Origin of the sequence: Pseudomonas fluorescens, from assembly GCF_001648775.1 — a bacterium.
Lineage (GTDB): Bacteria > Pseudomonadota > Gammaproteobacteria > Pseudomonadales > Pseudomonadaceae > Aquipseudomonas > Aquipseudomonas fluorescens_M.
The window spans coordinates 203,791-225,640 of the sequence record NZ_LVEJ01000016.1; the positions used below are offsets into that span (position 1 = coordinate 203,791).

Genomic DNA, 21,850 nt, shown 5'->3' on the forward strand with positions numbered 1-21,850 from the left:
AAAACTCGTTTTGCTCATATATTCGGCGGCTTGGCGATACGTGGATTCGTATCAGTGAAGCACGCCTTGCTCAGTTCGACGCACGGTAAAGACCGTGCGCATCGATGTAGGCCAGGACCGCGTCGGGCACCAGGAAACGTACCGACTTACCGCTGGCCAGCAGTTGACGGATCTGGGTGGCGGAAACCGCGAGCGGTGTCTGCCAGACGAATGCAATCTGTCCGCTCGGCCCTTTCAGGGCCAGCGGGTCGCTCACCGAACGCGCTGCCAGCAGGTTGCGCAAGGCATCCGGCGGTTCGCTGTCGGCGTCCGGGCGCTGTAGCACCAGGATGTGGCAATGCTGGAGCAACTCTTCCCAGCGGTGCCAAGTGGGCAGGCCGCAAAATGCGTCCCAGCCCAAAAGCAGAAAAACCTGGGTTTCAGCGGGCATTTCGGCGCGCATCAACTCCAGGGTATCAATGGTGTAGGACGGTTTGTCCCGCTGCAATTCGCGGGCATCCACCACCAGCGGCGGCACTCCGGCCACCGCGCACTCGACCATCGCCAGGCGGTCCTGCGCCGACACCTGCGGCGTATTGCGATGCGGCGGCCGCGCACTCGGCGTCAGGCGCAACTCGTCGAGCGCCAGCGCTTCGGCAACTTCCAGCCCACCGCGCAAATGGCCGATGTGCACCGGGTCGAATGTGCCGCCCAGCACGCCGATGCGGCGGGGGCGCGACTCGCTACCGGTTTGCGCCGCTGTCAGGTCGAGGTCGGTCAAGTCAGACCGTCGCCTGGCCGCGCAACTGGCCATCACCGACCACGATGTACTTCTCGCAGGTCAGTCCTTCAAGGCCCACCGGGCCGCGGGCGTGCAGCTTATCAGTAGAAATGCCGATCTCGGCACCCAATCCGTATTCAAATCCATCGGCAAAGCAGGTCGGGGTGTTGATCATCACCGACGCCGAGTCGACTTCCGCCACGAAGCGACGGGTGTCGGCGAGGTTTTCGCTGACAATCGAGTCGGTGTGATGGGAGCCGTAATGGTTGATGTGTTCGATGGCCTGATCCAGACCGTCGACGACGCGGATCGACAAGATCGGCGCCAGATACTCGGTATTCCAGTCTTCTTCACTGGCGGCAACGGCTTCGATGATCGCCCGGGTACGCTCGCAACCGCGCAGTTCGACGCCTTTTTCGCGGAACTGGGCGGCCATCGACGGCAGGAAATCCTTGGCAACCGTTTGATCGACCAGCAAGGTCTCCATTGCACCGCAGATGCCGTAGCGATAAGTCTTGGCATTGAAGGCGATGCGTTGGGCTTTCGGCAGATCGGCGTGGGCACTGACGTAAACGTGGCAGATGCCGTCCAGATGCTTGATCACCGGTACGCGGGCGTCGCGGCTGATGCGCTCGATCAGGCCACGGCCACCGCGCGGCACGATCACGTCGACGTACTCAGGCATGGTGATCATCGCGCCAACAGCAGCACGGTCAGTGGTTTCGACCACTTGCACCACGGCGGCGGGCAACTCGGCCTCGGCCAGACCGCGCTGGATGCACGCGGCAATCGCCCGATTGGAATGAATCGCTTCGGAGCCACCGCGCAGGATCGTCGCGTTGCCGGACTTCAGGCACAGGCTGGCAGCATCGATGGTCACGTTCGGCCGGGATTCGTAGATGATCCCGATCACGCCCAGCGGCACGCGCATCTTGCCGACCTGAATCCCCGACGGACGGAAGCTCATGTCACGAATCGCGCCGACCGGATCCGGCAGCGCAGCCACCTGACGCAGGCCGACGATCATGCCGTCGATACGCGCCGGGGTCAGTTCCAGACGTTCCAGCAATGCCGGCTCCAGACCATTGGCGCGACCGGCGGCCAGATCCTGTTCATTGGCTGCAGCGAGCTCGGCGCGCGCAGCGTCCAGCGCATTGGCAGCAGCCTGCAAGGCGCGGTTTTTCTGCGCAGTGCTGGCACGGCCGATGACCCGGGAGGCTTCGCGGGCGGCGCGACCCAATCGGGTCATGTAGTCAAGAACGGACTCAGTCATGGTCTGCTGGGGTCTTGGCAAAGAGGAAAGCGGCAGATTATAGCTGTCGCGTCCCGGGACTAACAGCGGTGACGGGCGGATGGTCGAAATGAACCACGAATCGCCGACGTTCAGGCGTAATTAAGCTGTGGATTGTTATCATCACGACCTCTTCAGCCTGGATAAACCGTGCCTGCCATGTCCAACCTGACCGTTCGCTCCCGTGCCGAGCGCCTGCCGCTGGGGCTCCCGGACGCTTTTTTCGACCGTGACGCGCAAGTGCTTGCCCGCGAGTTACTGGGCAACGTCATCCGCCACCGGGTCGGCGATCTGTGGCTGAGCGCGCGCATCATCGAGACCGAAGCCTATTACTGTGCGGAAAAAGGCAGCCACGCCTCGCTCGGCTACACAGAAAAGCGTAAGGCTTTGTTTCTGGATGGCGGTCACATCTATATGTATTACGCCCGTGGCGGCGACTCGCTGAACTTTAGCGCGCAGGGGCCGGGCAACGCGGTGCTGATCAAATCGGCGTATCCGTGGGTCGATGAGCTCAGCGGGCCGGCGAGCCTGGCGCAGATGCTGCTGAACAATCCGGATGCTCAGGGCCGCCCGCGCCCCTCACAGAAACTCTGTGCCGGGCAGACGTTGCTGTGCAAATCGCTGGGTTTGAAAGTACCGGTGTGGGACGCCAAGCGCTTCGATCACGAGGTGCTGCTGGTCGAAGACACCGGCCCGGCACCCTCGCACATCATCCAAACCACCCGTTTGGGCATCCCCCAGGGTCGCGACGAGCACCTGATGTACCGCTTCGTCGACGCGGCTTATGCACAATGGTGCACGCGGAACCCGCTGCGTCGGGGTCAGGTCGAAGGCCGGGATTATTTCTTGCTGAGCTGAAATGAGCGCAATTGTTGAATAGCTGAAATCCCCTGTGGGCCAATGAAGATTTGATGGAGTTGTTTGTATGGGCCCTTGGCTCGATAGCGTGACCGGTTGGCTGGCGGCCAATCCACAGTGGCTGGCCGCTGCGGTCTTTATCGTCGCGTGCGTGGAATGCCTGGCGATTGCCGGATTGATCGTGCCTGGCACGGTGTTGCTGTTTGCCGTGGCCGTGCTGGCTGGCAGCGGCGCGTTGTCATTGAGCGAAACCTTGCTGCTGGGGTTTCTCGGCGGGATTCTGGGTGACGCGATTTCGTACTTCCTCGGCCGCCACTTTCATCAGAACATCCGCCGCCTGCCCGGCCTGCGCCATCACCCGGAATGGATGGCCGGCGCCGAAAGCTACTTCCAGCGTTACGGCATTGCCAGCCTGCTGGTCGGACGTTTTATCGGCCCTCTGCGGCCGATGTTGCCGATGGTCGCGGGGATGTGCGACATGCCCTTCCCGCGCTTTGCCGCCGTCAGCCTGCTGGCCGCCGCAGGCTGGAGCGTCGCCTATCTGCTGCCGGGCTGGGCCACGGGCGCCGCGATCCGTCTGCCACTGCCGGAAGGCTTCTGGCTGCAGGCCGGCATCGTCGCCGCCAGTATTGCCGTGATGGTTGGCCTGAGCGTCAACAGCAGCCTGCGCCGGCATCGGCGCGCGACCGTGTGGATCAGCAGCATGAGCCTGCTGATCCTGATCGGCCTGTTCGTCGGCTATCCCTACCTGACCGCGCTCGATCAAGGGGTGATGACGCTGGTTCAGGAGCACCGCCAGCCGTTGCTCGATGAGATTGCCGTCACGTTCACCCTGATCGGTGAATTCCGCAACATGCTGATGTTCAGCGCCCTGTTCGTGGCCCTGCTGTTGCTGTGTCGACAATGGCGCCATGCGTTGTTTGCCGGCGGCACGCTGTTGGTCACCGCCCTGGCCAACACCGGGACAAAATACTTTTTTGCCCGGGTGCGCCCGGAGGTGCTGAGCGATCCGCTGACCACCTACAGCATGCCCAGCGGCCATGCTTCGGGTTCGTTTGCGCTGTTCCTGACCCTTGCCGTGCTGGCCGGTCGTGGCCAACCGCCGCGCATGCGTCTGACCTGGTTGCTGATCGGCTGCATTCCCGCGCTGGCCATCGCCCTGTCGCGGGTATATCTGGGGGCACACTGGCCGACCGACGTGCTCGCCGGAGCCATGCTCGCCAGTTGCGTCTGTGCGGCGAGCCTGTGGTTGAGCCAGCGCTCGACGCCGCTCAATCCCATGCCGCTCAAGGTCTGGTGGCTGATCCTTCCCGCGTTGCTGGCGATGTTCGGTTTGTTTGTCCTGCGCCACTTGCCACACACCCTGATGCGCTACGCCTACTGATCCTTCCCCACACTCTCTGCGGTTTATTCCAAAGAGAGTGCTGCTGTCCTCTTCTCACCGGCAGAACAGAAACTTTGACACGTTCAAAGTTTCTGTCTGACTGACTGTGCACGCCTTAAACAAAAATCTGAAGTTACATAATCAATCACCCGACAGCTAATCAAACTCTTCCAACACTTAAAAATTCAATTAGATTGAGAGCGCAAACTTACCCAGAACGTTTCAACAACAAAAACCTTACATACAACCAAAGTCAACCAATCGTACAAACAGAAAATTACACCAATAAAATCCAAATTAACCAAGAGAGTTCCATGAGCCCAAAAACACCGCGCAAACCGTCTGTTTCAACTGCCCGCAATACAGACCCGACGACTCAATCTGCTGGGCATCCGCTAAATCCGATTGATGCCTATTTCTCCCGAAATCCGGACTTCATCACCCCTGACCTGACAAACCCGTCTCAAAGTTCTGCGCAACGTCCAAGTGTCGACCAGTCGCCGTCACCGGCCGTTGAAATCACCCCTATTACGCCACGCAATGTCGCCGAACACCCCGTCGACAGTTCCATTGAGAAATACTGGTTATCCGAAGAGTTGCTGCGCAACATGGCGGCCGCTGACGACACTGGGGTGCGGTACATCGTCGGGCGAAAATTTGTCGACGTGGAATACGACGGGACGCTGCACACCGCGAATGTCGACCAGACGCCTGTCCAAGGGGCCTATCGGCTAAGACTGCTGACCGAACTGAAAGCCTCCGGCCCGCTGGTGTATAAAAACCCGCATGCCCCTACCTGGCGCCTGGCCGAAAGCCCCCCGTCGGCAGCAAAACGTCCGGCGACTGGCACCGACGACGCGCCACTGGCGCAACGACCCCGCGCCACCGCAACAATCGAGTACGTGGATGCCGGAGCCTACGTAGAGACAATGCGTTCACCCGATGCGCAAGGCTATTACGAATTGCGGCCTCGAACGCTGTTGCCCACACGGCCGTCGGACATGTTGTTCGCCTTTCGCGATAGGTACGGCAGATGGGTCAAGGTCGATCCACCCAGCGGCGGCTTCGGCGCACAACCGGCGAATCTGCCGCACTGGACCGACAAGGAGATCTTTGATCTGTACCGCATTCACGGCCAGGACGTCGAACGTTTTCGCGCCCAAGTGCAAACGTCTGGCTTGCGCCCGCAATGGGTTGAACCGGTGACCGCCGAGAACCCGTTCAAGTCGCTGCTCAATGATGGCCTGCGGTGGCTGCATCCGTCGTTCACTGCCAGTCAACGCGAAACCTGGCTGCAAAGTTACAACCTGTTGCCCAGCCAGATAGCCAGCCTGCAATTGCACCTGCACCGGCACAGCGAATCGACATTTCCCCAATGGGCCGAATCGCATAAGCAGATGGCTCAAAACCTTTCCGATCCACGCCAACTAGAACAATTTGCCCTCGACACCGCCCGTGAACTGGAACTCAAACGTGGCGCCAAGCACGCCTGGTATGACCCGGAGCGTTGCATGACCGCACCCGTACGCGAAGCACTGCTGGGGAAACTGGGTTACCGGCGCAACAAGCACAACTTGCTCTACCGAACTGATGTCCCTGCGCTGTTTCGCGGCGATGATCGCAGCCCGTTCGAAATGGCCAACGACGACACTATGCTGCCGCGCATGAAACACAAGCCCGGTGCAACCACGGACGACCGGCCGATGAGCGCAACATTCAGCCTGAAAGAGGCAATGATGTATGGCAAGGAGCCAGACCCTGAGTACCTGCTCTACAACTCGCAGACTCATAAGCATCCGGGCAAGCAACGCAGCGACGACGCCAGTGATTCCAGTGACACTGAAAGCTCTGACGCCAGCGATTCGTCCGATGATGACGGCGCAGTGGCCTGGACGCGTGAGCGCAACTACACCGCCGTCCGCACGCGGCAAACCGACATGTTCATCTACTTGCTCGACACGCGCGGCATCGAAGTCGTCCCCCGCGAAGAGAACGTGAGCTTTAATTCCGATGCCGAGAAAAATCCGGTCTGGTTTCCAGAGGACGACTACGAGGGATTGATTTCAGCGACGCCAAAGGGTCTGGAAGCCAGCCGGGTGTGGATGCTGAACGCCACACTGACCAAAGCCGCCAACATCAAAGACATCACGCGACTGGCCGACTCCAGAGCGGAAACCCTCGAAGCCGTTTCCCACGCCGGGCATTCGACTCAACATCAGTACGATGAACTGATCGATAAGGCCGAAGCACTTGGCAACGAGATTGTTCGACTTTCAGGGCGCAAGAATGAGTATGGCGATGACATTGTCTGGCCTTGACATCTGAACGGCAACTTCATCTGCCGATAACGAAAGTTATCAATGCCTGGCAATACAATTTATTCAACCACGTTAAATATAAACATCCGTAAACCATCAAACACTCTGTTCTGTCTGGCAACTCACCTATATTCGCCGGCGCAATTACGAAACGACGGCATGGAAGTCGTGGTTTATTCATCTATTTAAAAGGACTTACAGTGGCAAAGCTTATTCGGCCTTCAGTGGAATCACCTGCTCTATCAGGCATCCACATCACCTCAATCAGCGCTTCGCTCAATCGTCATGCCCCCGCGGCCGGGCACACCGAGATTATTCCCGCCACCTCCGCGCCTCGCTCACTTAAGTCAGCCGACAAACGTCTGGGGCCGATGCGCATCGGCGAGTTCATGATCACCCGGGCTGAGTTAAAGGCCATGGGCGCCAAGGTCAATGGCCAGGACATCAGCCCTGCCAACAGCCTATTGAAAATCCCCGACCAGGCGTTTCTCGACGCGCTCAGTTTCGACCCGGCGCAAGTGCAGGCCAGGATTCTGTCCACTGACACGCCCGACAGCAGTCGCGTGGCCACGCTGTTTTTCGAACTGGCCTGCAAACGCTCGGTGAATGCCGGTCCGGTGTTCGTCGCGGCCGCCCCGATAGCACCGGACAGTCCGATGTCACGCTTCGAAAAACTCGTCGGTTCGGCGCAGAAAATCGACTTGCATCACGTTGCTTCGTACGAACACATGCCGACCTGGATCAACAAGAGCAAAAGCTACCTGCAGAGCGGCGCGGGCGTCGGTCTGCAAGCCTACGGGATTTACAGCGGCCTGATCGGCATGGCCGAGGCGATGAAGACCGGGGACATCGGCGAAGCGGTACTCAACGGCGGCGGCATCGCCAGCGAACTTGGTTCGATGATCATCGAGCAAGGTCTGAACAAAGGTGGCGCGGCCCTGTTCAACAGCGGCGGCAACGTATTCAAACGGTTTCCCGCGACCACTTTGGGCAAGACCCTGAGCCGGGGCTCCGGGTTGTTTGCCAGCGTCATCACCCTGCCCTTCGACATCATTGGCGCGGTCAACGCCTTCAACGCCGCCGCAGGTGCAACGGGTAAAACCGCCCAGGATCACTACGTCAGCGGCGCGCTCAACATCGCCGGCGCCGGCCTGAGCCTGGCGCTGGGAACGGCGGCGCTGGCCGGTTTTGGCAGTGTCGCCGGCCCGCTCGGCCTGGCCGCGGCTGCCGTGCTGATTCTGGGCGCAGAAATCTACCGTGCCGCCCGGGTGGTGGACGACATCGATGACTACATCGAGTTGAGTTTTCACGAACGGTTGCGTTCCGGCTGGTTTGCCTTCACTCATCAGGAACTCGATCAGTCGGTCATGGATCGCTTCAAGTCCAGCAAACTGTTGAGTGATCACACCAAGCAACTGCACGACTCGGCGAAATACCTGTTGCAAGGGCCTTATAAAAACATCATCGAACACGTGGTGAGCGGCAGTTTCAAGGTCGAGTTGCGCCCGGTTAAAGTCTGGAAGTACCAGTGGGACGAGCGCGCAGGCGAAAAGCCGTTCCAGCTACGCAACGAACCGGTGGTGGTCGACAGCGATGACATTATCGATGCCCGCGACGGCCTGCCAGCCGAACTGCCGCACATCGTCAGCGGCGAACCGGGCGAAGGCAAAGGCGTGTTCTGGCGACTGGGTGGCGGTCACGACCGGATTGTCGGGGTCAACAACACTGCGAACCATTTCGCCTACGGCGCGGACGCCAAAGCAATCAGCGGCGGCGAGAAGAACGACACTTTCCAGTTCAACGTCCCGGAGCAAGAACTGGATCGCAGGGTTCGCCCGGCGCACATCAGCACCCTCGACGGCGGCGCCGGCAACGACACGTTGACGTTCCATGGCGAGCGGCCCACGCGCGACACTCGACAGACAGGCTACAAGATCGACCTGCAATCCGGTCATGTGGCGCTGCGCAGTGGCGACCCGGCGCTTGATGAACTGCCGATGGCGCACCTGCGCAACATTGAAAACGTCTCGACCCTGCTACGCGGTGCCAGTCAGGTGACCGGCAATGACGAGGCCAATGTGATTGCCGCCAACGGCAACGATCATGTGGCGGCCGGTGCGGGTGACGACAACATCATCATTCGCGGCGCGCATTGTCGGGCCGATGGCGGGGCTGGCGCGGATCGTTACTACATTGCCGAGTCCTCGACAGACCCGACGATCATTGAAGACGGGCAGCAGACCAGCCTGATCGAGTTTGGCTGGCCAATGGCGCAGATCCAGCAATGGCAGATCGTCGGCAGCGCACTGATCATCACTTCGCGCCAAGGCGAAGACGGCGAACTGCCCGAGCACCGTCTGACCCTCGACAACGTCTACTCATTGCTCGACGGCCAGCGCACATTGCACAACAACCTGCTGCTGTTCAGCACCTCAGACAAGTACGAACTACTACCGATTTTGCCGGCGACGTTGCCAGGCGATCAGCCGATAAACCTGGAAGTGATCGTCACCCGCAACGGCCATCTGCCGCCGGCGCCGTACACCGTCAACAGCGGCGTAATACGCCCCACGGCACAGGCGCAAAAACACTATTTCGTGTCACGGAGCGAACGTAGCGTCGACTTCATGCTGCCTGCCGCTGCCGCAAAAACATCCAGCGTCATTTATCTCGACCACGACAGCAACGAACTGCGCGAAACCACGCTCACTTATCACGTCGACCTGACACCTGGCGCACCCGGCTACAGCGCCCTGGACTACGGCCAGTTCAACATTCTCCTGCAACTGGCCTCACGTTCGATTTCCATTTCAGAGGCTATAGGGGAAAGATCCGGCCCAAAGCACAACACCGGCGCAGGCCTGATGGCCGCCGGCGTCCAAGCCAGGCATGACGTGTTACTAGTGTTCAGAGACGGCGCTTCCTACCGGGTCGTGCCGCCTTATCTTTCCTACAACCTTGACGCCGCCGAACCGGGCAACAAATCCCGTGACGGCCAGGATTGCCTGAAACGTCGCCATGGCAACTATCCTTTCAATACGCCGCGCGTGGCAGAAACTCACTTGATGCCGGACACCCCGCACCAGGTCAATATCGACTCGATCGACCATCGTGGGACTTACGTATTGCAGGGCCAAAGTTCGGCGTATGACGTCTACCCATCGAGCAACATGACTATCCATCTGTCGACGCCGGCCGCCCTGGCCAAAACCGCCAACGCGTCGACCTGGACGATTTACACCTCACACCTTGAAGAAACCGTCAGCCGTGACGACATTCGCCTCGACGCTGACGAACTGTCTGTCGGCAGCGTTCTGTTCAAGTTGCCGACGGTGGATGAGGAAACACCCGTCGAGTCCATCAGCGTGGCGACCTCCAACGGCAACCTTTATGAAGTGTCGCTGCTGTTTGAAGTGCTGCAGCTGTACGTCGTCGATGCGCGCAGCTATACCAGCGTTGAAGCGCTGATGGCCGACCTTGATCGGGCGCAGCAGCGCAACGAACTGGCCGGCAGAGTTCATGTCGTCCACATCAAGCGTCAATCCTCGACCACCGGCGCGCTGTTTTATAACTCGCTGAAGAAATACTGGGGGATTGATGGCGACCCGCAGGCACGGGTCAACCCTGAAGAGCTGCAGATCATCCGGGCGATTACAGCCTGACCGCTACCCGGATGCCTTTACCTCGCGGAGAGGCTCCGGGATCAAGCTCAACTTATTAACACTAAGCGAACAGTTCACCCTGCAATTCATCGAGCAAGGCCTGAATCGCATCGAGGCGTTGCTGCGGGTCATCGAGTTGCAGAAGGTCGATCTTGTCTTCCTCGGCGAAGGGCAGCAGATACGCCAATTGGTTCGCCAGCGACTGCTGCCCTAGCGCTTCGGTGCCCATGTTCAGTGCTTCGACCATCGGGTGTTCAGCCAGCGCCTTGAGCAACGCCACCAGATCGGCATCTTCGTCCTGCAACGGTTGCTCGGGTTCGTCGTCCAGCCATTCGATATCGGCGAGGATCAACTGGTCGCGTTGCACTTCGGTGTGCAAGACCGTGAAACGGCGACCGCCCTGTACGCGTATCCCCAGCAGGCCGTTGTCCTGCTGCTGGAAGTCGGTGATGCGAGCTTCGCAGCCAACCAGGGCAAAGCCTTCTGGCGCGACGCCGACCTCGTGGCCGTCAAGAATGCACACCACGCCGAAGCCGCCGCCCTGTTTCATGCAGCGGCCGATCATGTCGAGGTAGCGCGCCTCGAAGATCTGCAAGTCAAGGTTGCAGCCGGGAAACAGCACTGTGTTCAGCGGGAAAAGCGGCAGACTCATAGACATTTCCTTACACCACCATCGACACCGCCAGCGGCAGGAAGACTGCCGTGGCCACGCCCATCAAACTCATCGCCAGCGCCGCAAAGGCGCCGCACTCATCGCTTTCCTGCAACGCCACCGAAGTGCCGACCGCGTGGGCGGTCATGCCCAGCGCCATGCCTCGCGCTTCGGGACTGTGCACGCCGAGGCGGGTCAACAGCGCCGGGCCGAAGATCGCGCCGATCACCCCGGTGATCAGCACGAACACCGCTGCCAGCGCCGCGACGCCACCAATTTGTTCGGCCACCAGCATCGCAATCGGCGAGGTCACCGACTTCGGCGCCATGGTCATCAGAATCATGTGCTCGGCACCGAACCACCAGCCCAGCAACACGCCCATGCCCGTGGCAACCACTCCGCCTATCACCAGCGTAGTAAAAATCGGCCAGAACAATTGCCGAATACGTCGCAGGTTGAGATACAGCGGCACCGCCAGTGCCACGGTGGCCGGGCCGAGCAGAATGCTCAGGATCTCGGTGCTCTTGCGGTATTCGGCGTAGCTCAGGCCGCAGCCGACCAGCACGCCGATCACTAACAGCATGGAGACCAGCACCGGTTGCAGAAAGATCCAGCGGGTTTTCTCGAACGCCGCCAGCACCAGTTGATAGGCACCGAGGGTGATGCCAATGCCGAACAACGGATGATGAATCACCGAAGCCCAGGCGCCTTGCCAGTCAAAGAGCATCAGGACTCCTCCGACGACGGCGCGTGACGCTTGACCAGGCGCTGCATCAGCACGCCGGCGAAGGCCATCGACAGAATCAGCGACAGCACCAGCGCACCGACAATCGCCCAGAAATCGGCGGCAATGTCGCTCGCATAGACCATCACGCCCACCGCCGGCGGCACCAGCAACAACGGCAGATAACGCAGCAGACTGCCCGCCGCCAGGTTCAGCGGTTCACCGACTTCACCGCGAACGATCAGGAAGATCAGCAACAACAGCAGCCCGATAATGGGCCCCGGCAGCACCGGCAACAACAAATGATTGAGTGCCGTGCCGAGCAATTGGAACAGCACCAGCATGGTCAGGCCACGTAACAACATCAGACATCTCCCCCGCAAGTCGCCCGCATTATAAGCACGCCTGCGCTATGGATCGGCATTCGCCAAAAGCATGGTCGGTTGACCGGAGCAAATCGCCATGATGATCTACAGTGGTTCGCAGGGAGGTCAAATCCCCCCACCTGAAAAACTATAAAACCGATGAACCCAAGGAGAGTCTCAATGCCCTATGTTCCCGTTGCAGAGCTCAAAGATTATGTCGGCAAGGAACTTGGACGTTCCGAATGGCTCACCATCGATCAGGAGCGCATCAACCTGTTCGCCGAAGCCACCGGTGATTATCAGTTCATTCACGTCGACCCGGTCAAAGCCGCGCAAACGCCATTTGGCAGCACCATTGCCCACGGTTTCCTGTCGTTGTCGCTGATCCCGAAACTGATGGAAGACATCCTCATCCTGCCGCAAGGCGTGAAGATGGTGGTCAACTACGGTCTGGACAGCGTGCGTTTCATCCAGCCAGTGAAGGTCAATTCGAAAGTTCGCCTCAAGGTCGACCTGGGCGAAGTGACCGAGAAAAAACCCGGCCAATGGCTGCTCAAAGCGACCGCAACGCTGGAGATAGAAGGCTCGGACAAACCGGCCTATATCGCCGAGCCGCTGTCGCTCTGCTTCGTCTAAACGTCCTGGATGCGAAGCAGCGCACGCTGTTTCGCGTCACGTCTCTATTTATGCGACGCATAGCTGCGGCATACTCGGTCGCCTAATTGCCCGGATCCCGCTATGCGCTCACTCGCTTCTCTTGCACCCATTGCCCTGACCTTGATGCTCACCGCTTGCGGCGACGGCGAATCGCTGTTGCCGCCGGATGCGCGCCTGCCGGACGGCGGACGCTATCGCGGTGAACTGGTCGATGGTTTGCTGCAAGGTCAGGGGCGCGTCGATTACCCCAACGGCAGTTGGTACGCCGGCCAGTTCGACAAAGGCCAATGGCATGGTCAAGGGGAATGGCACGGCAGCAACGGCGAGGTCTATCGCGGCCTGTTCCAGCAAGGTCTGTTTGATGGCCAGGGCAGCCTGACCACCAACGCCAGCAGTTACACCGGCGGTTTCAAACAAGGTCGGCGTGACGGTGAAGGTACGCTGAAAGAAAACGCCATGACCTACCGTGGCGAGTTCAAGGCTGATCAATATTCCGGGCTCGGTCGTCTGGAAATGGACGACGGCAGCTCCTATCAAGGCCAGTTCGCCCACGGCAAACCCAACGGCGAAGGCCAGCGCGGCGATGCCAGCGGCAACTCGTTCACCGGGCATTTCGTCAACGGTCAGCTGGAAGGCAACGGCACCTTCAACAGCGCCGACGGCGACATCTACGTCGGCGGTTTCAAGAACAATCAATTGCACGGCAAGGGTCGCTACGAAAACGCAGACGGCGATGTCTGGCTCGGGCAGTTCAAGGAAGGTGCGCTGACCGGCAAGGGCGAACTGATCGGCGCCGACGGCAGCCATTACATCGGCGCGTTCAGCGACTGGCGCTTCAGCGGTCAGGGACGTTTGAACCTGTCGGACGGCAGCTTCTATATCGGCGGCTTCGACAACGACAGTTACTCGGGACGCGGCACGCTGGTGCTCACCGACGGCAGCGTAATGAGCGGTACGTGGATCAACGGCCAGCGCGTGCGCGACGCCGACGGCAAGTTGCTGCCCGACACCCTCGAACTCGGTTTGCTCGCTCAGGGCCGTTTGCTCGATGACGCGTTGGCCGCCATTCCCCCGTCAACCCCGGCAGTCGAGCTATACACCCTGACCCTCGGCGGTGACGGTAAGCAAAGCGTGTTCCTGCGTGAATCCGATTATGTCGCCAACATGCTCAACACCCGTTTCGGTGCCTATGGCCAGATCCGCCTGGTCAACCACCGCGACCACCTCGCCGACCGGCCGATGGCCACCCGCGAAAACCTGCGCCGCGCCGCGCAAACCCTGGCCGAACGCAGCGGCCCGGAAGACTTGCTGTTCATCTACCTGACCAGCCACGGCACTGCCGAACATGAACTGGTGCTCGATCAACCGCGCATGGAACTGGCCGACCTGCCCGCCGACGAACTCGCCGCCGTGCTCGCGCCGCTGAAAAACCGCGACAAGATCATCGTGATTTCGTCGTGCTATTCGGGCGGTTTCATTCCGGCGCTGAAAGATGAACGCACGCTGATCATGACCGCCTCGCGCGCCGATCGAGTGTCCTTCGGCTGCTCGGAAGAAGCCAACTTCACCTACTTCGGCGACGCCTTGTTCGCCCAGGCGCTGAACCAGACCGACGATCTGGAGCAGGCTTTCAAACTGGCCAAGGCCACCGTGGCCGAGCGTGAACTGGCGGACAACTTCGAAGCCTCGGAGCCACAAATCTGGGCGCCGAAAACCGTGCTGGCGCACTGGCAACTGCTGCGTAAACAGCAAGCCAGAAAAGCTTTGCAAAGTGCTGCGTTGAACGACGCAGCGGTAAAGAGCAACTAAGCTGAACAGTATCAAGGGAGAGACACTATGTACTTGACGCCTCAGCACGTATTGCTTGCCGGAGCCACCGGCTTGACCGGTGAACATCTACTCGACCGTTTGCTCAACGAGCCAACGATTTCTCGCGTGCTCGCCCCTTCGCGTCGGCCATTGGCCGAACATCCGCACCTGGAAAACCCGGTCGGTGACCCGCAGGCGTTTCTGCCGCAGCTCAGTGGCCGTGTCGATATCGCCTACTGCTGCCTCGGCACCACGATCAAACAGGCGGGCTCGGAAGCGGCGTTTCGTGCGGTGGATCTGGACATGGTCGTGGCATTCGCCAAACGCGCGCGGGAAATGGGCGCGCGGCACCTGATTGTGATCAGTGCGATCGGCGCCGATCCGAAATCGTCAGTTTTCTACAATCGGGTCAAAGGCGAAATGGAACAGGCCTTGCGCGCGCAGGACTGGCCGCAGTTGACCATTTGCCGGCCTTCGCTGTTGTTGGGTGAACGCACGGAGCCGCGTCTGGCCGAGCAATTGGCCGGGCCGTTATCGAAGTTGATTCCGGGCAAGTATCGCGGTATCGAAGCGTGCCAATTGGCGCGGGCGATGTGGCGCCTGGCGCTGGAAGAGCAGGATGGGGTGCGGGTGATCGAGTCGGATGATCTGCGCAAGCTCGGCAAATAATCTATTTCGCCTGGAAGAAAGCTTTCGCGAGCAGGCTCGCTCCCACATTTGCACCGCGTCCCCCTGTGGGAGCGAGCCTGCTCGCGAATGGAGTGCGCAGCACTCCCCTACAATCCGCCAGTTGCCTGAAAACTCACGCCGATCACGGTAAGAAGCGACAACGGCAACAACAGCGTATCGAGCAACGCACTCCCCGGCAGATCCACACCCGGATAGCTCGGCGCCTCAGCCCCGAAACGATCCATCGCACAGCATCCGCCATTCAGCGCGTACAAATCCAGTCGCGTCCCGGAATACACCACCGGCGCTCCCGGTTTGGCCGCATCCAGTGTACGCACCGTGGCGCACCCGCTCAGCAACAACGCCAGCCCGATGACCAGCAGCTTATTCATCGCTGCTCAAATGATGCTCACCCCAACGCGGCAGCATGTCCTGGGGTATGCCGAGCAGATTGAGAATCCGCGCCACGACGAAATCGATCAAGTCATCGATGGTCTGTGGCTGGTGATAGAAGCCCGGCGAGGCCGGCAGAATGGTCACGCCCATGTTCGACAACTTGAGCATGTGTTCCAGATGAATGCTCGAATACGGCGCCTCGCGGGGCACCAGAATCAACTGGCGACGCTCTTTCAACGTGACATCGGCGGCGCGCTCGATCAGGTTGTTGCAGGCGCCCGTGGCAATCGCCGACAGCGTCCCCGTCGAGCACGGCACCACGACCATCGCCGCTGGAGCACCCGACCCCGATGCCACCGGCGACATCCAGTCTTCCTTGCCGTACACGCGGATCTGCCCGGCGGCAGCTCCGGTGTATTCAGTCAGGAAGGCCTGCATCATCTGTGGCTTGGGCGGCAACGTCACATCGGTCTCGGTGGCCATCACCAGTTGTGAGGCCTTGGAGATCAGGAAATGCACCTCGCGGTCTTCACGCACCAGGCAATCAAGCAGGCGCAAGCCGTACTGCGCGCCAGACGCGCCGGTCATCGCCAGCGTGATGCGTTCGGGGCCATTGTTCATATCAGCGCCTCGGCGAGTTTGCCGTGCAGGCCGCCGAAGCCGCCGTTGCTCATGATCACCACGTGCGTGCCGGGCTGGGCCTGGCTCTTCACACGCTCGATGATGCCTTCCAGCGAATCGCTGACGATCGACGGCACCGTGCACAGCGCGGCAGTGCCGGCCAAGTCCCAGCCGAGGTTGGCCGGGGCGTACCAGATGACCTGGTCGGCATCGACCACACTGTCCGGCAAACCATCACGGTGCGCGCCGAGCTTCATCGAGTTGGAGCGCGGTTCGATGATCGCGATCAGCGGCGCGTCGCCGATGCGTTTGCGCAGGCCGTCGAGGGTGGTAGCGATGGCGGTCGGGTGGTGAGCGAAGTCGTCGTAGATGGTGATGCCGCGGACTTCGGCGACTTTTTCCATGCGCCGTTTGACGTTCTTGAACGCGCTCAGCCCGGCGATGCCCATCGACGGCACCACGCCAACGTGCCGTGCTGCAGCCAGCGCGGCCAAGGCGTTGGCGACGTTGTGCTGGCCCGTCAGTTCCCATTCGACGGTGCCTTGCGACACGCCTTCGAACATCACTTCAAACGCCGAACCGTCTTCGCTCAGCAGTTTGACCTGCCACTGACCGCCGGCGCCGGTGGTCTGCACCGGGGTCCAGCAGCCCATTTCGATCACCCGCTGCAGCGCAGGCTCGGTGGTCGGATGGATGACCAGGCCTTCGCTCGGGATGGTGCGCACCAGATGGTGGAATTGCCGCTCGATCGCCGGTAGATCCGGGAAGATGTCGGCGTGATCGAACTCAAGATTATTGAGGATCGCGGTGCGCGGACGGTAGTGCACGAACTTCGAGCGCTTGTCGAAAAAGGCGCTGTCGTATTCGTCGGCCTCGATCACGAAGAACGGCGTACCGCCCAAACGCGCCGACACCGAGAAATTCTGCGGCACGCCGCCGATCAGGAAGCCCGGGCTCATGCCGGCGTGTTCCAGCACCCAGGCGAGCATGCTGCTGGTGGTGGTTTTGCCGTGAGTGCCGGCAACCGCCAGCACCCAGCGCCCTTGCAGCACGTGATCGGCCAGCCATTGCGGGCCGGAGACGTATGGCAAGCCTTTGTTCAGCACATATTCCACCGCCGGGTTGCCGCGGGACATGGCGTTGCCGATCACCACCAGATCCGGCGCCGGATCGAGCTGCGCCGGGTCGTAGCCCTGCGTCAGTTGAATGCCTTGGGCTTCAAGCTGTGTGCTCATCGGTGGATAGACGTTGGCGTCGGAACCGGTCACGTGATGGCCCAGCTCTTTGGCCAACACTGCCATCGAGCCCATGAAAGTCCCGCAGATACCCAGAATATGAATGTGCATAGTCGACCTCGTAAAACATGGCCGCAGGTTAGCGTAGGGAGGGGGAAATCGCACTCTTTAGGTGAGGGGCGGGGTGGGTGGGCCGTAACATCTCGACTCGACTGCAGACTGCCGCCCTCACCCCAGCCCTCTCCCAGAGGGAGAGGGAGCCGATCTCGGTCGCTGTCTAATCCTGAGTTCGGCTCGATATTTCAGGTCGGCGTAGATCAGTAGAGCGACTCGGTCAGTCCACTTTTCGGCGGGAGAGGGAGCCGATCTCGGTCGCTTTCAAATCCTGAGTTCGGCTCTATAACTCAGGTCGGCGTAGATCAGTAGAGCGACTCGGTCAGTCCCCTCTCCCTCTGGGAGAGGGCTAGGGTGAGGGCCTTTTAACTGGCCCGCCGCTCAATCCCATGCTTGCGCAGCTTTCTATAAAGGGTATTGCGGCTAACCCCAAGCTGTTCTGCCGTATGCGTCATATGCCACCGCGTTTTTTCAAGAGCTCCGAGCAAGGCCAACCGCTCGGCGTCTTCCAGTGGATGTTCAGATAAATCAGGCTGCAAGATCGGTACCCGCACCTGCCGAATCATCCCCGGCAAATCCTCAATCCCGATCCGCCCTTCATCACACAACGCCGCCAACGTACGCAGCACATTGCGCAACTGCCGCACATTCCCCGGCCAGTTGAACGCCAGCAACGCCTGACGCGCCGGTTCTTCGATCAGGATCGCTTCAGCGCCCGCCTCTTCGGCCAGGAGGAAATCCAGCAACTGCGATTTATCACTGCGCTCTCGCAACGCCGGCAACGCCACTTCCAGGCCGTTGAGCCGGTAATACAAATCCTCACGGAAGCTGCCGTCCGCGACCCGCTCCAGCAGATTGCGGTGGGTGGCGCTGATGATCCGCACGTTGACCGACTCCGGCTCGCCGCCGATCGGCACCACTTGGCGATCCTCCAGCACCCGCAGCAGACGCGTCTGCAAAGCCAACGGCATGTCGCCGATTTCATCGAGGAACAACGTACCGCCATCGGCCTGCTGCAACTTGCCGCGCATACCGTCCTTTCTTGCCCCGGTGAAACTGCCGCCGCGATAGCCGAACAGTTCGCTTTCGATCAGGCTCTCGGGGATGGCCGCGCAATTGAGCGCAACGAAGGCTTTGCCGGAGCGCTGACTGGCCTGATGCACAGCCTTGGCGAAGGCTTCCTTGCCGGAGCCGGTTTCGCCGTTGATCAGCAGCGGTACGTCACGCTCGAACACGCGCAAGGCTTTACGGAAATCCGCCTGCAATGCCTGATCACCAAGGCAGATGCCCGACAGGCGCGGCGCTTCAGCGACAACCGGAGCCGGTACCATCGGTAAAGGTTTGCGCGACTCACCGCGCAGTACGGCAAACAAATGCCGCCCGTCACGAGTGCGCAGCGGCCAACTGGTGCTGGCATTGGCGCTCGCGCGGCCCAGCAATTCATCCAGCGAACAATCGAAAAACGCCTCCACCGGTTTACCCAGCAGGCCGCCACGAATATGCCCAAGCAAATTCAGCGCGCTCTGATTGACCGCACTGATCCGCCCTTCGCCGTCAAACGCCAGCAAACCTTCGCTGAACAGCCCGACCGATTCGGCTTGCAGATGAAAACGCAGCAACCATTGATTATCGAAACAGCGCAGGAAGTAGCAGCTCTCGATCATTTTCGCCGACAGATTGACCAGCGCCATGGTGTGGAACTGACTTTGCCGCGAGACATCGTGGCGCGCCGACGACACGTCAAGAACGGCCAGCAGTTCGCCGTGCGGGTCGAATACCGGGCTCGCCGAACAGGTCAGGCCCGTGTGGCGACCGCGAAAGTGTTCCTCCTGATGGATGGTCAGTGCCTGGCGCTCGACCAGGCAGGTACCGATGCCGTTGGTGCCTTCGCAGGCCTCGCTCCAGTCCGCGCCGAGCCACAGCCCGGCGCGTTCGAAGATCTTGCGCTCGGATGGCGCGGTGACGCAGTTGAGGATCACCCCGCGCGCGTCGGTCAGCAACACTGCATGGCCGGCGCCGGAAAGCTGTTGATGCAAGCTGCTCATTTCATTGCCGGCGATCTGCAACACTTGCTGCAGGCGTTCGCGGCTTTCGAGGACGCGCCCGTGTTCGAGCACGGTCGGCGCCATGGTCAGCGCCGGGTCGAGGTGATAGTCCTCAAGGCAGCGCAGCCACGAACGGGCAATCGACGGATCGGCACCGGGACCGTGAACATGCGGTTTGCCCTGGGTAACGGTGAGAACCTGTTGGGCATGGCGACTCAAATGGTTGTCGTGCATTTCTTATTGTTCTCCCCGAGGCTCGACGGCCCAATGCTGAGGTGACGCCCAGCATCCTCCAGCCACCGACGCATTGCAATGCTGGCAAGACTGCCCGGTCACTGCCTGTGCCATAAGCGGTACAAACTGTCACCCAGACTGTACCGAAACCGTCACAGGCACAATCCGCTCGTCCGACAAAAACCACGCAAAGCCTTGATTTACCTGCCCTGCACGGCAGTGGCCCGACCTTTGCTCTACGCTTATAGCAAGCGCACTTGCGCGTTTCTCTAATAAGTACAAAGCCAAGGAGAACATCATCATGCGTTACGCTCACCCCGGTACTGAAGGCGCCAAAGTCTCGTTCAAGAGCAAGTACGGTAACTACATCGGCGGCGAGTTCGTCGCGCCTGTCAAAGGTCAGTACTTCACCAACACCTCGCCAGTCAATGGCCAGCCAATTGCCGAATTCCCCCGTTCCACTGCCGAAGACATCGACAAGGCACTGGACGCCGCTCACGCCGCTGCCGATGCATGGGGTTCGACCTCCGTGCAGGCGCGCTCGCTGATCCTGCTGAAAATCGCCGACCGCATCGAACAGAACCTCGAACTGCTGGCGATCACCGAAACCTGGGACAACGGCAAAGCCATCCGCGAAACCCTCAACGCCGACATCCCGCTTGCCGCTGACCATTTCCGCTACTTCGCTGGCTGCCTGCGCGCCCAGGAAGGCAGCGCTGCCGAAATTGACGGCAACACCGTGGCCTATCACATCCATGAACCGCTGGGCGTGGTTGGCCAGATCATCCCGTGGAACTTCCCGATCCTGATGGCCGCGTGGAAACTTGCACCAGCGCTGGCCGCCGGCAACTGCGTAGTGCTCAAGCCCGCCGAACAAACCCCGCTGGGCATCACCGTGTTGCTGGAACTGATCGGCGACCTGCTGCCGCCGGGCGTGCTGAACATTGTTCAAGGCTATGGCAAAGAAGCCGGCGAAGCGCTGGCCACCAGCAAACGCATCGCCAAGATCGCCTTCACCGGCTCGACGCCGGTCGGCTCGCACATCATGAAATGCGCGGCCGAGAACATCATTCCGTCGACTGTGGAACTGGGCGGCAAATCGCCGAACATCTTCTTCGAAGACATCATGCAAGCCGAGCCGACATTCATTGAGAAAGCCGCTGAAGGTCTGGTGCTGGCGTTCTTCAACCAGGGCGAAGTCTGCACCTGCCCATCGCGCGCGCTGGTACAGGAATCGATCTACGACGAGTTCATGGCCGTCGTCATGAAGAAAGTCCTGCAAATCAAACGCGGCGATCCGCTGGACACCGACACCATGGTCGGCGCGCAGGCGTCCGAGCAGCAATTCGACAAAATCCTTTCGTACCTGGAAATTGCCAAGGGCGAAGGCGCCGAGCTGTTGACCGGCGGCAAAGTGGAAAAACTCGAGGGCAATCTGTCGACCGGCTATTACATCCAGCCGACCCTGCTCAAGGGCACCAACAAAATGCGCGTGTTCCAGGAAGAAATCTTTGGCCCAGTGGTGAGCATCACCACGTTCAAGGACGAAGCCGAAGCCCTGGCGATTGCCAACGACACCGAGTTCGGCCTCGGCGCCGGCCTGTGGACCCGCGACATCAACCGCGCCTATCGCATGGGCCGCGCGATCAAGGCCGGTCGCGTGTGGACCAACTGCTACCACCTGTACCCGGCGCATGCTGCGTTTGGCGGGTACAAGAAGTCCGGTGTGGGGCGTGAGACGCACAAGATGATGCTCGATCACTACCAGCAAACCAAAAACCTGCTGGTGAGCTACGACATCAATCCGTTGGGCTTCTTCTAAAACCTGAGGGCGACTCAGATATTTCTGTGTCGCCCGTTCAACGGCTTTCGCGAGCAGGCTCGCTCCCACAGTGGATTTGTGGCGAGCCAATTCCTTTGTGGGAGCGAGCCTGCTCGCGAAGGCGTCCTCAATCACACAATACACAAGGCCTGGCCGCTCTGGCACGGCCCTTGCGTACCCGTCATTCAGGTTTTGCGTGATAACTGCCGCTGCGTGAACAGCACTCATCCACCT

The 21,850-nt window shown here is 60.4% G+C and carries 17 protein-coding genes; 8 read left to right on the forward strand and 9 right to left on the reverse strand.

Annotated elements, in window-relative coordinates:
* Nucleotides 1-70 precede the first annotated feature (70 nt).
* Both nadD and A8O26_RS15595 read right to left on the reverse strand, forming a co-directional pair.
* On the reverse strand, nt 71-793 hold the full coding sequence (nadD, locus tag A8O26_RS15590) for a nicotinate-nucleotide adenylyltransferase (protein WP_064118815.1): 723 nt from the start codon (nt 791-793) through the stop codon (nt 71-73).
* On the reverse strand, nt 762-2,033 hold the full coding sequence (locus A8O26_RS15595) for a glutamate-5-semialdehyde dehydrogenase (RefSeq protein ID WP_064118816.1): 1,272 nt from the start codon (nt 2,031-2,033) through the stop codon (nt 762-764). The genes nadD and A8O26_RS15595 overlap by 32 nt, the downstream gene beginning before the upstream one ends.
* 177 nt (nt 2,034-2,210) lie before the next feature.
* On the opposite strand from A8O26_RS15595, the gene A8O26_RS15600 reads away from it, so the two are divergent.
* From A8O26_RS15600 to A8O26_RS15615, 4 genes are all read left to right on the forward strand, one after another.
* A complete protein-coding gene (locus A8O26_RS15600) occupies nt 2,211-2,909 on the forward strand; it encodes a DNA-3-methyladenine glycosylase (protein WP_064118817.1) in 699 nt (232 codons plus the stop codon).
* A 67-nt stretch (nt 2,910-2,976) separates the two neighbouring features.
* Nucleotides 2,977-4,293 (forward strand): bifunctional DedA family/phosphatase PAP2 family protein, encoded by a 1,317-nt coding sequence (locus A8O26_RS15605; protein WP_064118818.1) that lies wholly within the window; start codon nt 2,977-2,979, stop codon nt 4,291-4,293.
* Nucleotides 4,294-4,487: 194 nt separating this feature from the next.
* Nucleotides 4,488-6,611: a hypothetical protein gene (locus A8O26_RS15610; protein WP_253756878.1), complete on the forward strand. Its 2,124-nt coding sequence runs from the start codon at nt 4,488-4,490 to the stop codon at nt 6,609-6,611.
* Nucleotides 6,612-6,982: 371 nt separating this feature from the next.
* Complete coding sequence (locus tag A8O26_RS15615) at nt 6,983-10,273, forward strand: calcium-binding protein (RefSeq protein ID WP_253756881.1); 3,291 nt, start codon at nt 6,983-6,985, stop codon at nt 10,271-10,273.
* A 61-nt stretch (nt 10,274-10,334) separates the two neighbouring features.
* On the opposite strand, the gene A8O26_RS15620 is transcribed toward A8O26_RS15615, so the two are convergent.
* From A8O26_RS15620 to A8O26_RS15630, 3 genes are read right to left on the reverse strand one after another with little or no spacing between them, the layout of a single operon-like run.
* Nucleotides 10,335-10,925 (reverse strand): LON peptidase substrate-binding domain-containing protein, encoded by a 591-nt coding sequence (locus A8O26_RS15620; protein ID WP_064118821.1) that lies wholly within the window; start codon nt 10,923-10,925, stop codon nt 10,335-10,337.
* A gap of 10 nt (nt 10,926-10,935) precedes the next feature.
* Nucleotides 10,936-11,652: an LrgB family protein gene (locus A8O26_RS15625; RefSeq protein WP_064118822.1), complete on the reverse strand. Its 717-nt coding sequence runs from the start codon at nt 11,650-11,652 to the stop codon at nt 10,936-10,938.
* Entirely contained in the window at nt 11,652-12,014 is a 363-nt protein-coding gene (locus tag A8O26_RS15630; protein ID WP_064118823.1) for a CidA/LrgA family protein, read from the reverse strand. Before A8O26_RS15630 ends, A8O26_RS15625 begins: the two co-directional genes overlap by 1 nt.
* Nucleotides 12,015-12,194: 180 nt before the next feature.
* Here A8O26_RS15630 and A8O26_RS15635 point away from each other — a divergent pair, with 180 nt between their 5' ends.
* The 3 genes from A8O26_RS15635 to A8O26_RS15645 all read left to right on the forward strand — a co-directional run bounded on the left by A8O26_RS15635 (nt 12,195) and on the right by A8O26_RS15645 (nt 15,149).
* Nucleotides 12,195-12,650, forward strand: a complete 456-nt coding sequence (locus A8O26_RS15635; protein WP_007909575.1) for a MaoC family dehydratase — start codon at nt 12,195-12,197, stop codon at nt 12,648-12,650.
* Nucleotides 12,651-12,752: 102 nt separating this feature from the next.
* Nucleotides 12,753-14,480 (forward strand): C13 family peptidase, encoded by a 1,728-nt coding sequence (locus A8O26_RS15640; protein ID WP_064118824.1) that lies wholly within the window; start codon nt 12,753-12,755, stop codon nt 14,478-14,480.
* Nucleotides 14,481-14,507: 27 nt separating this feature from the next.
* Entirely contained in the window at nt 14,508-15,149 is a 642-nt protein-coding gene (locus A8O26_RS15645; protein ID WP_053124198.1) for an oxidoreductase, read from the forward strand.
* A gap of 107 nt (nt 15,150-15,256) precedes the next feature.
* On the opposite strand, the gene A8O26_RS15650 is transcribed toward A8O26_RS15645, so the two are convergent.
* The 4 genes from A8O26_RS15650 to A8O26_RS15665 form a co-directional block, all read right to left on the reverse strand.
* A complete protein-coding gene (locus A8O26_RS15650; protein WP_064118825.1) occupies nt 15,257-15,541 on the reverse strand; it encodes a YceK/YidQ family lipoprotein in 285 nt (94 codons plus the stop codon).
* Nucleotides 15,534-16,166 carry a flavin prenyltransferase UbiX gene (gene ubiX, locus A8O26_RS15655; RefSeq protein WP_064118826.1) on the reverse strand — a complete coding sequence of 211 codons (633 nt, stop codon included), beginning with the start codon at nt 16,164-16,166 and terminating at the stop codon, nt 15,534-15,536. Before ubiX ends, A8O26_RS15650 begins: the two co-directional genes overlap by 8 nt.
* Nucleotides 16,163-17,512 carry a UDP-N-acetylmuramate:L-alanyl-gamma-D-glutamyl-meso-diaminopimelate ligase gene (gene mpl / locus A8O26_RS15660; protein ID WP_064118827.1) on the reverse strand — a complete coding sequence of 450 codons (1,350 nt, stop codon included), beginning with the start codon at nt 17,510-17,512 and terminating at the stop codon, nt 16,163-16,165. Before mpl ends, ubiX begins: the two co-directional genes overlap by 4 nt.
* A gap of 368 nt (nt 17,513-17,880) precedes the next feature.
* Nucleotides 17,881-19,794: a sigma-54-dependent Fis family transcriptional regulator gene (locus A8O26_RS15665; protein WP_064118828.1), complete on the reverse strand. Its 1,914-nt coding sequence runs from the start codon at nt 19,792-19,794 to the stop codon at nt 17,881-17,883.
* A 301-nt stretch (nt 19,795-20,095) separates the two neighbouring features.
* Here A8O26_RS15665 and exaC point away from each other — a divergent pair, with 301 nt between their 5' ends.
* Nucleotides 20,096-21,616 carry an acetaldehyde dehydrogenase ExaC gene (gene exaC, locus A8O26_RS15670; protein WP_008083670.1) on the forward strand — a complete coding sequence of 507 codons (1,521 nt, stop codon included), beginning with the start codon at nt 20,096-20,098 and terminating at the stop codon, nt 21,614-21,616.
* Nucleotides 21,617-21,850: the final 234 nt, after the last annotated feature.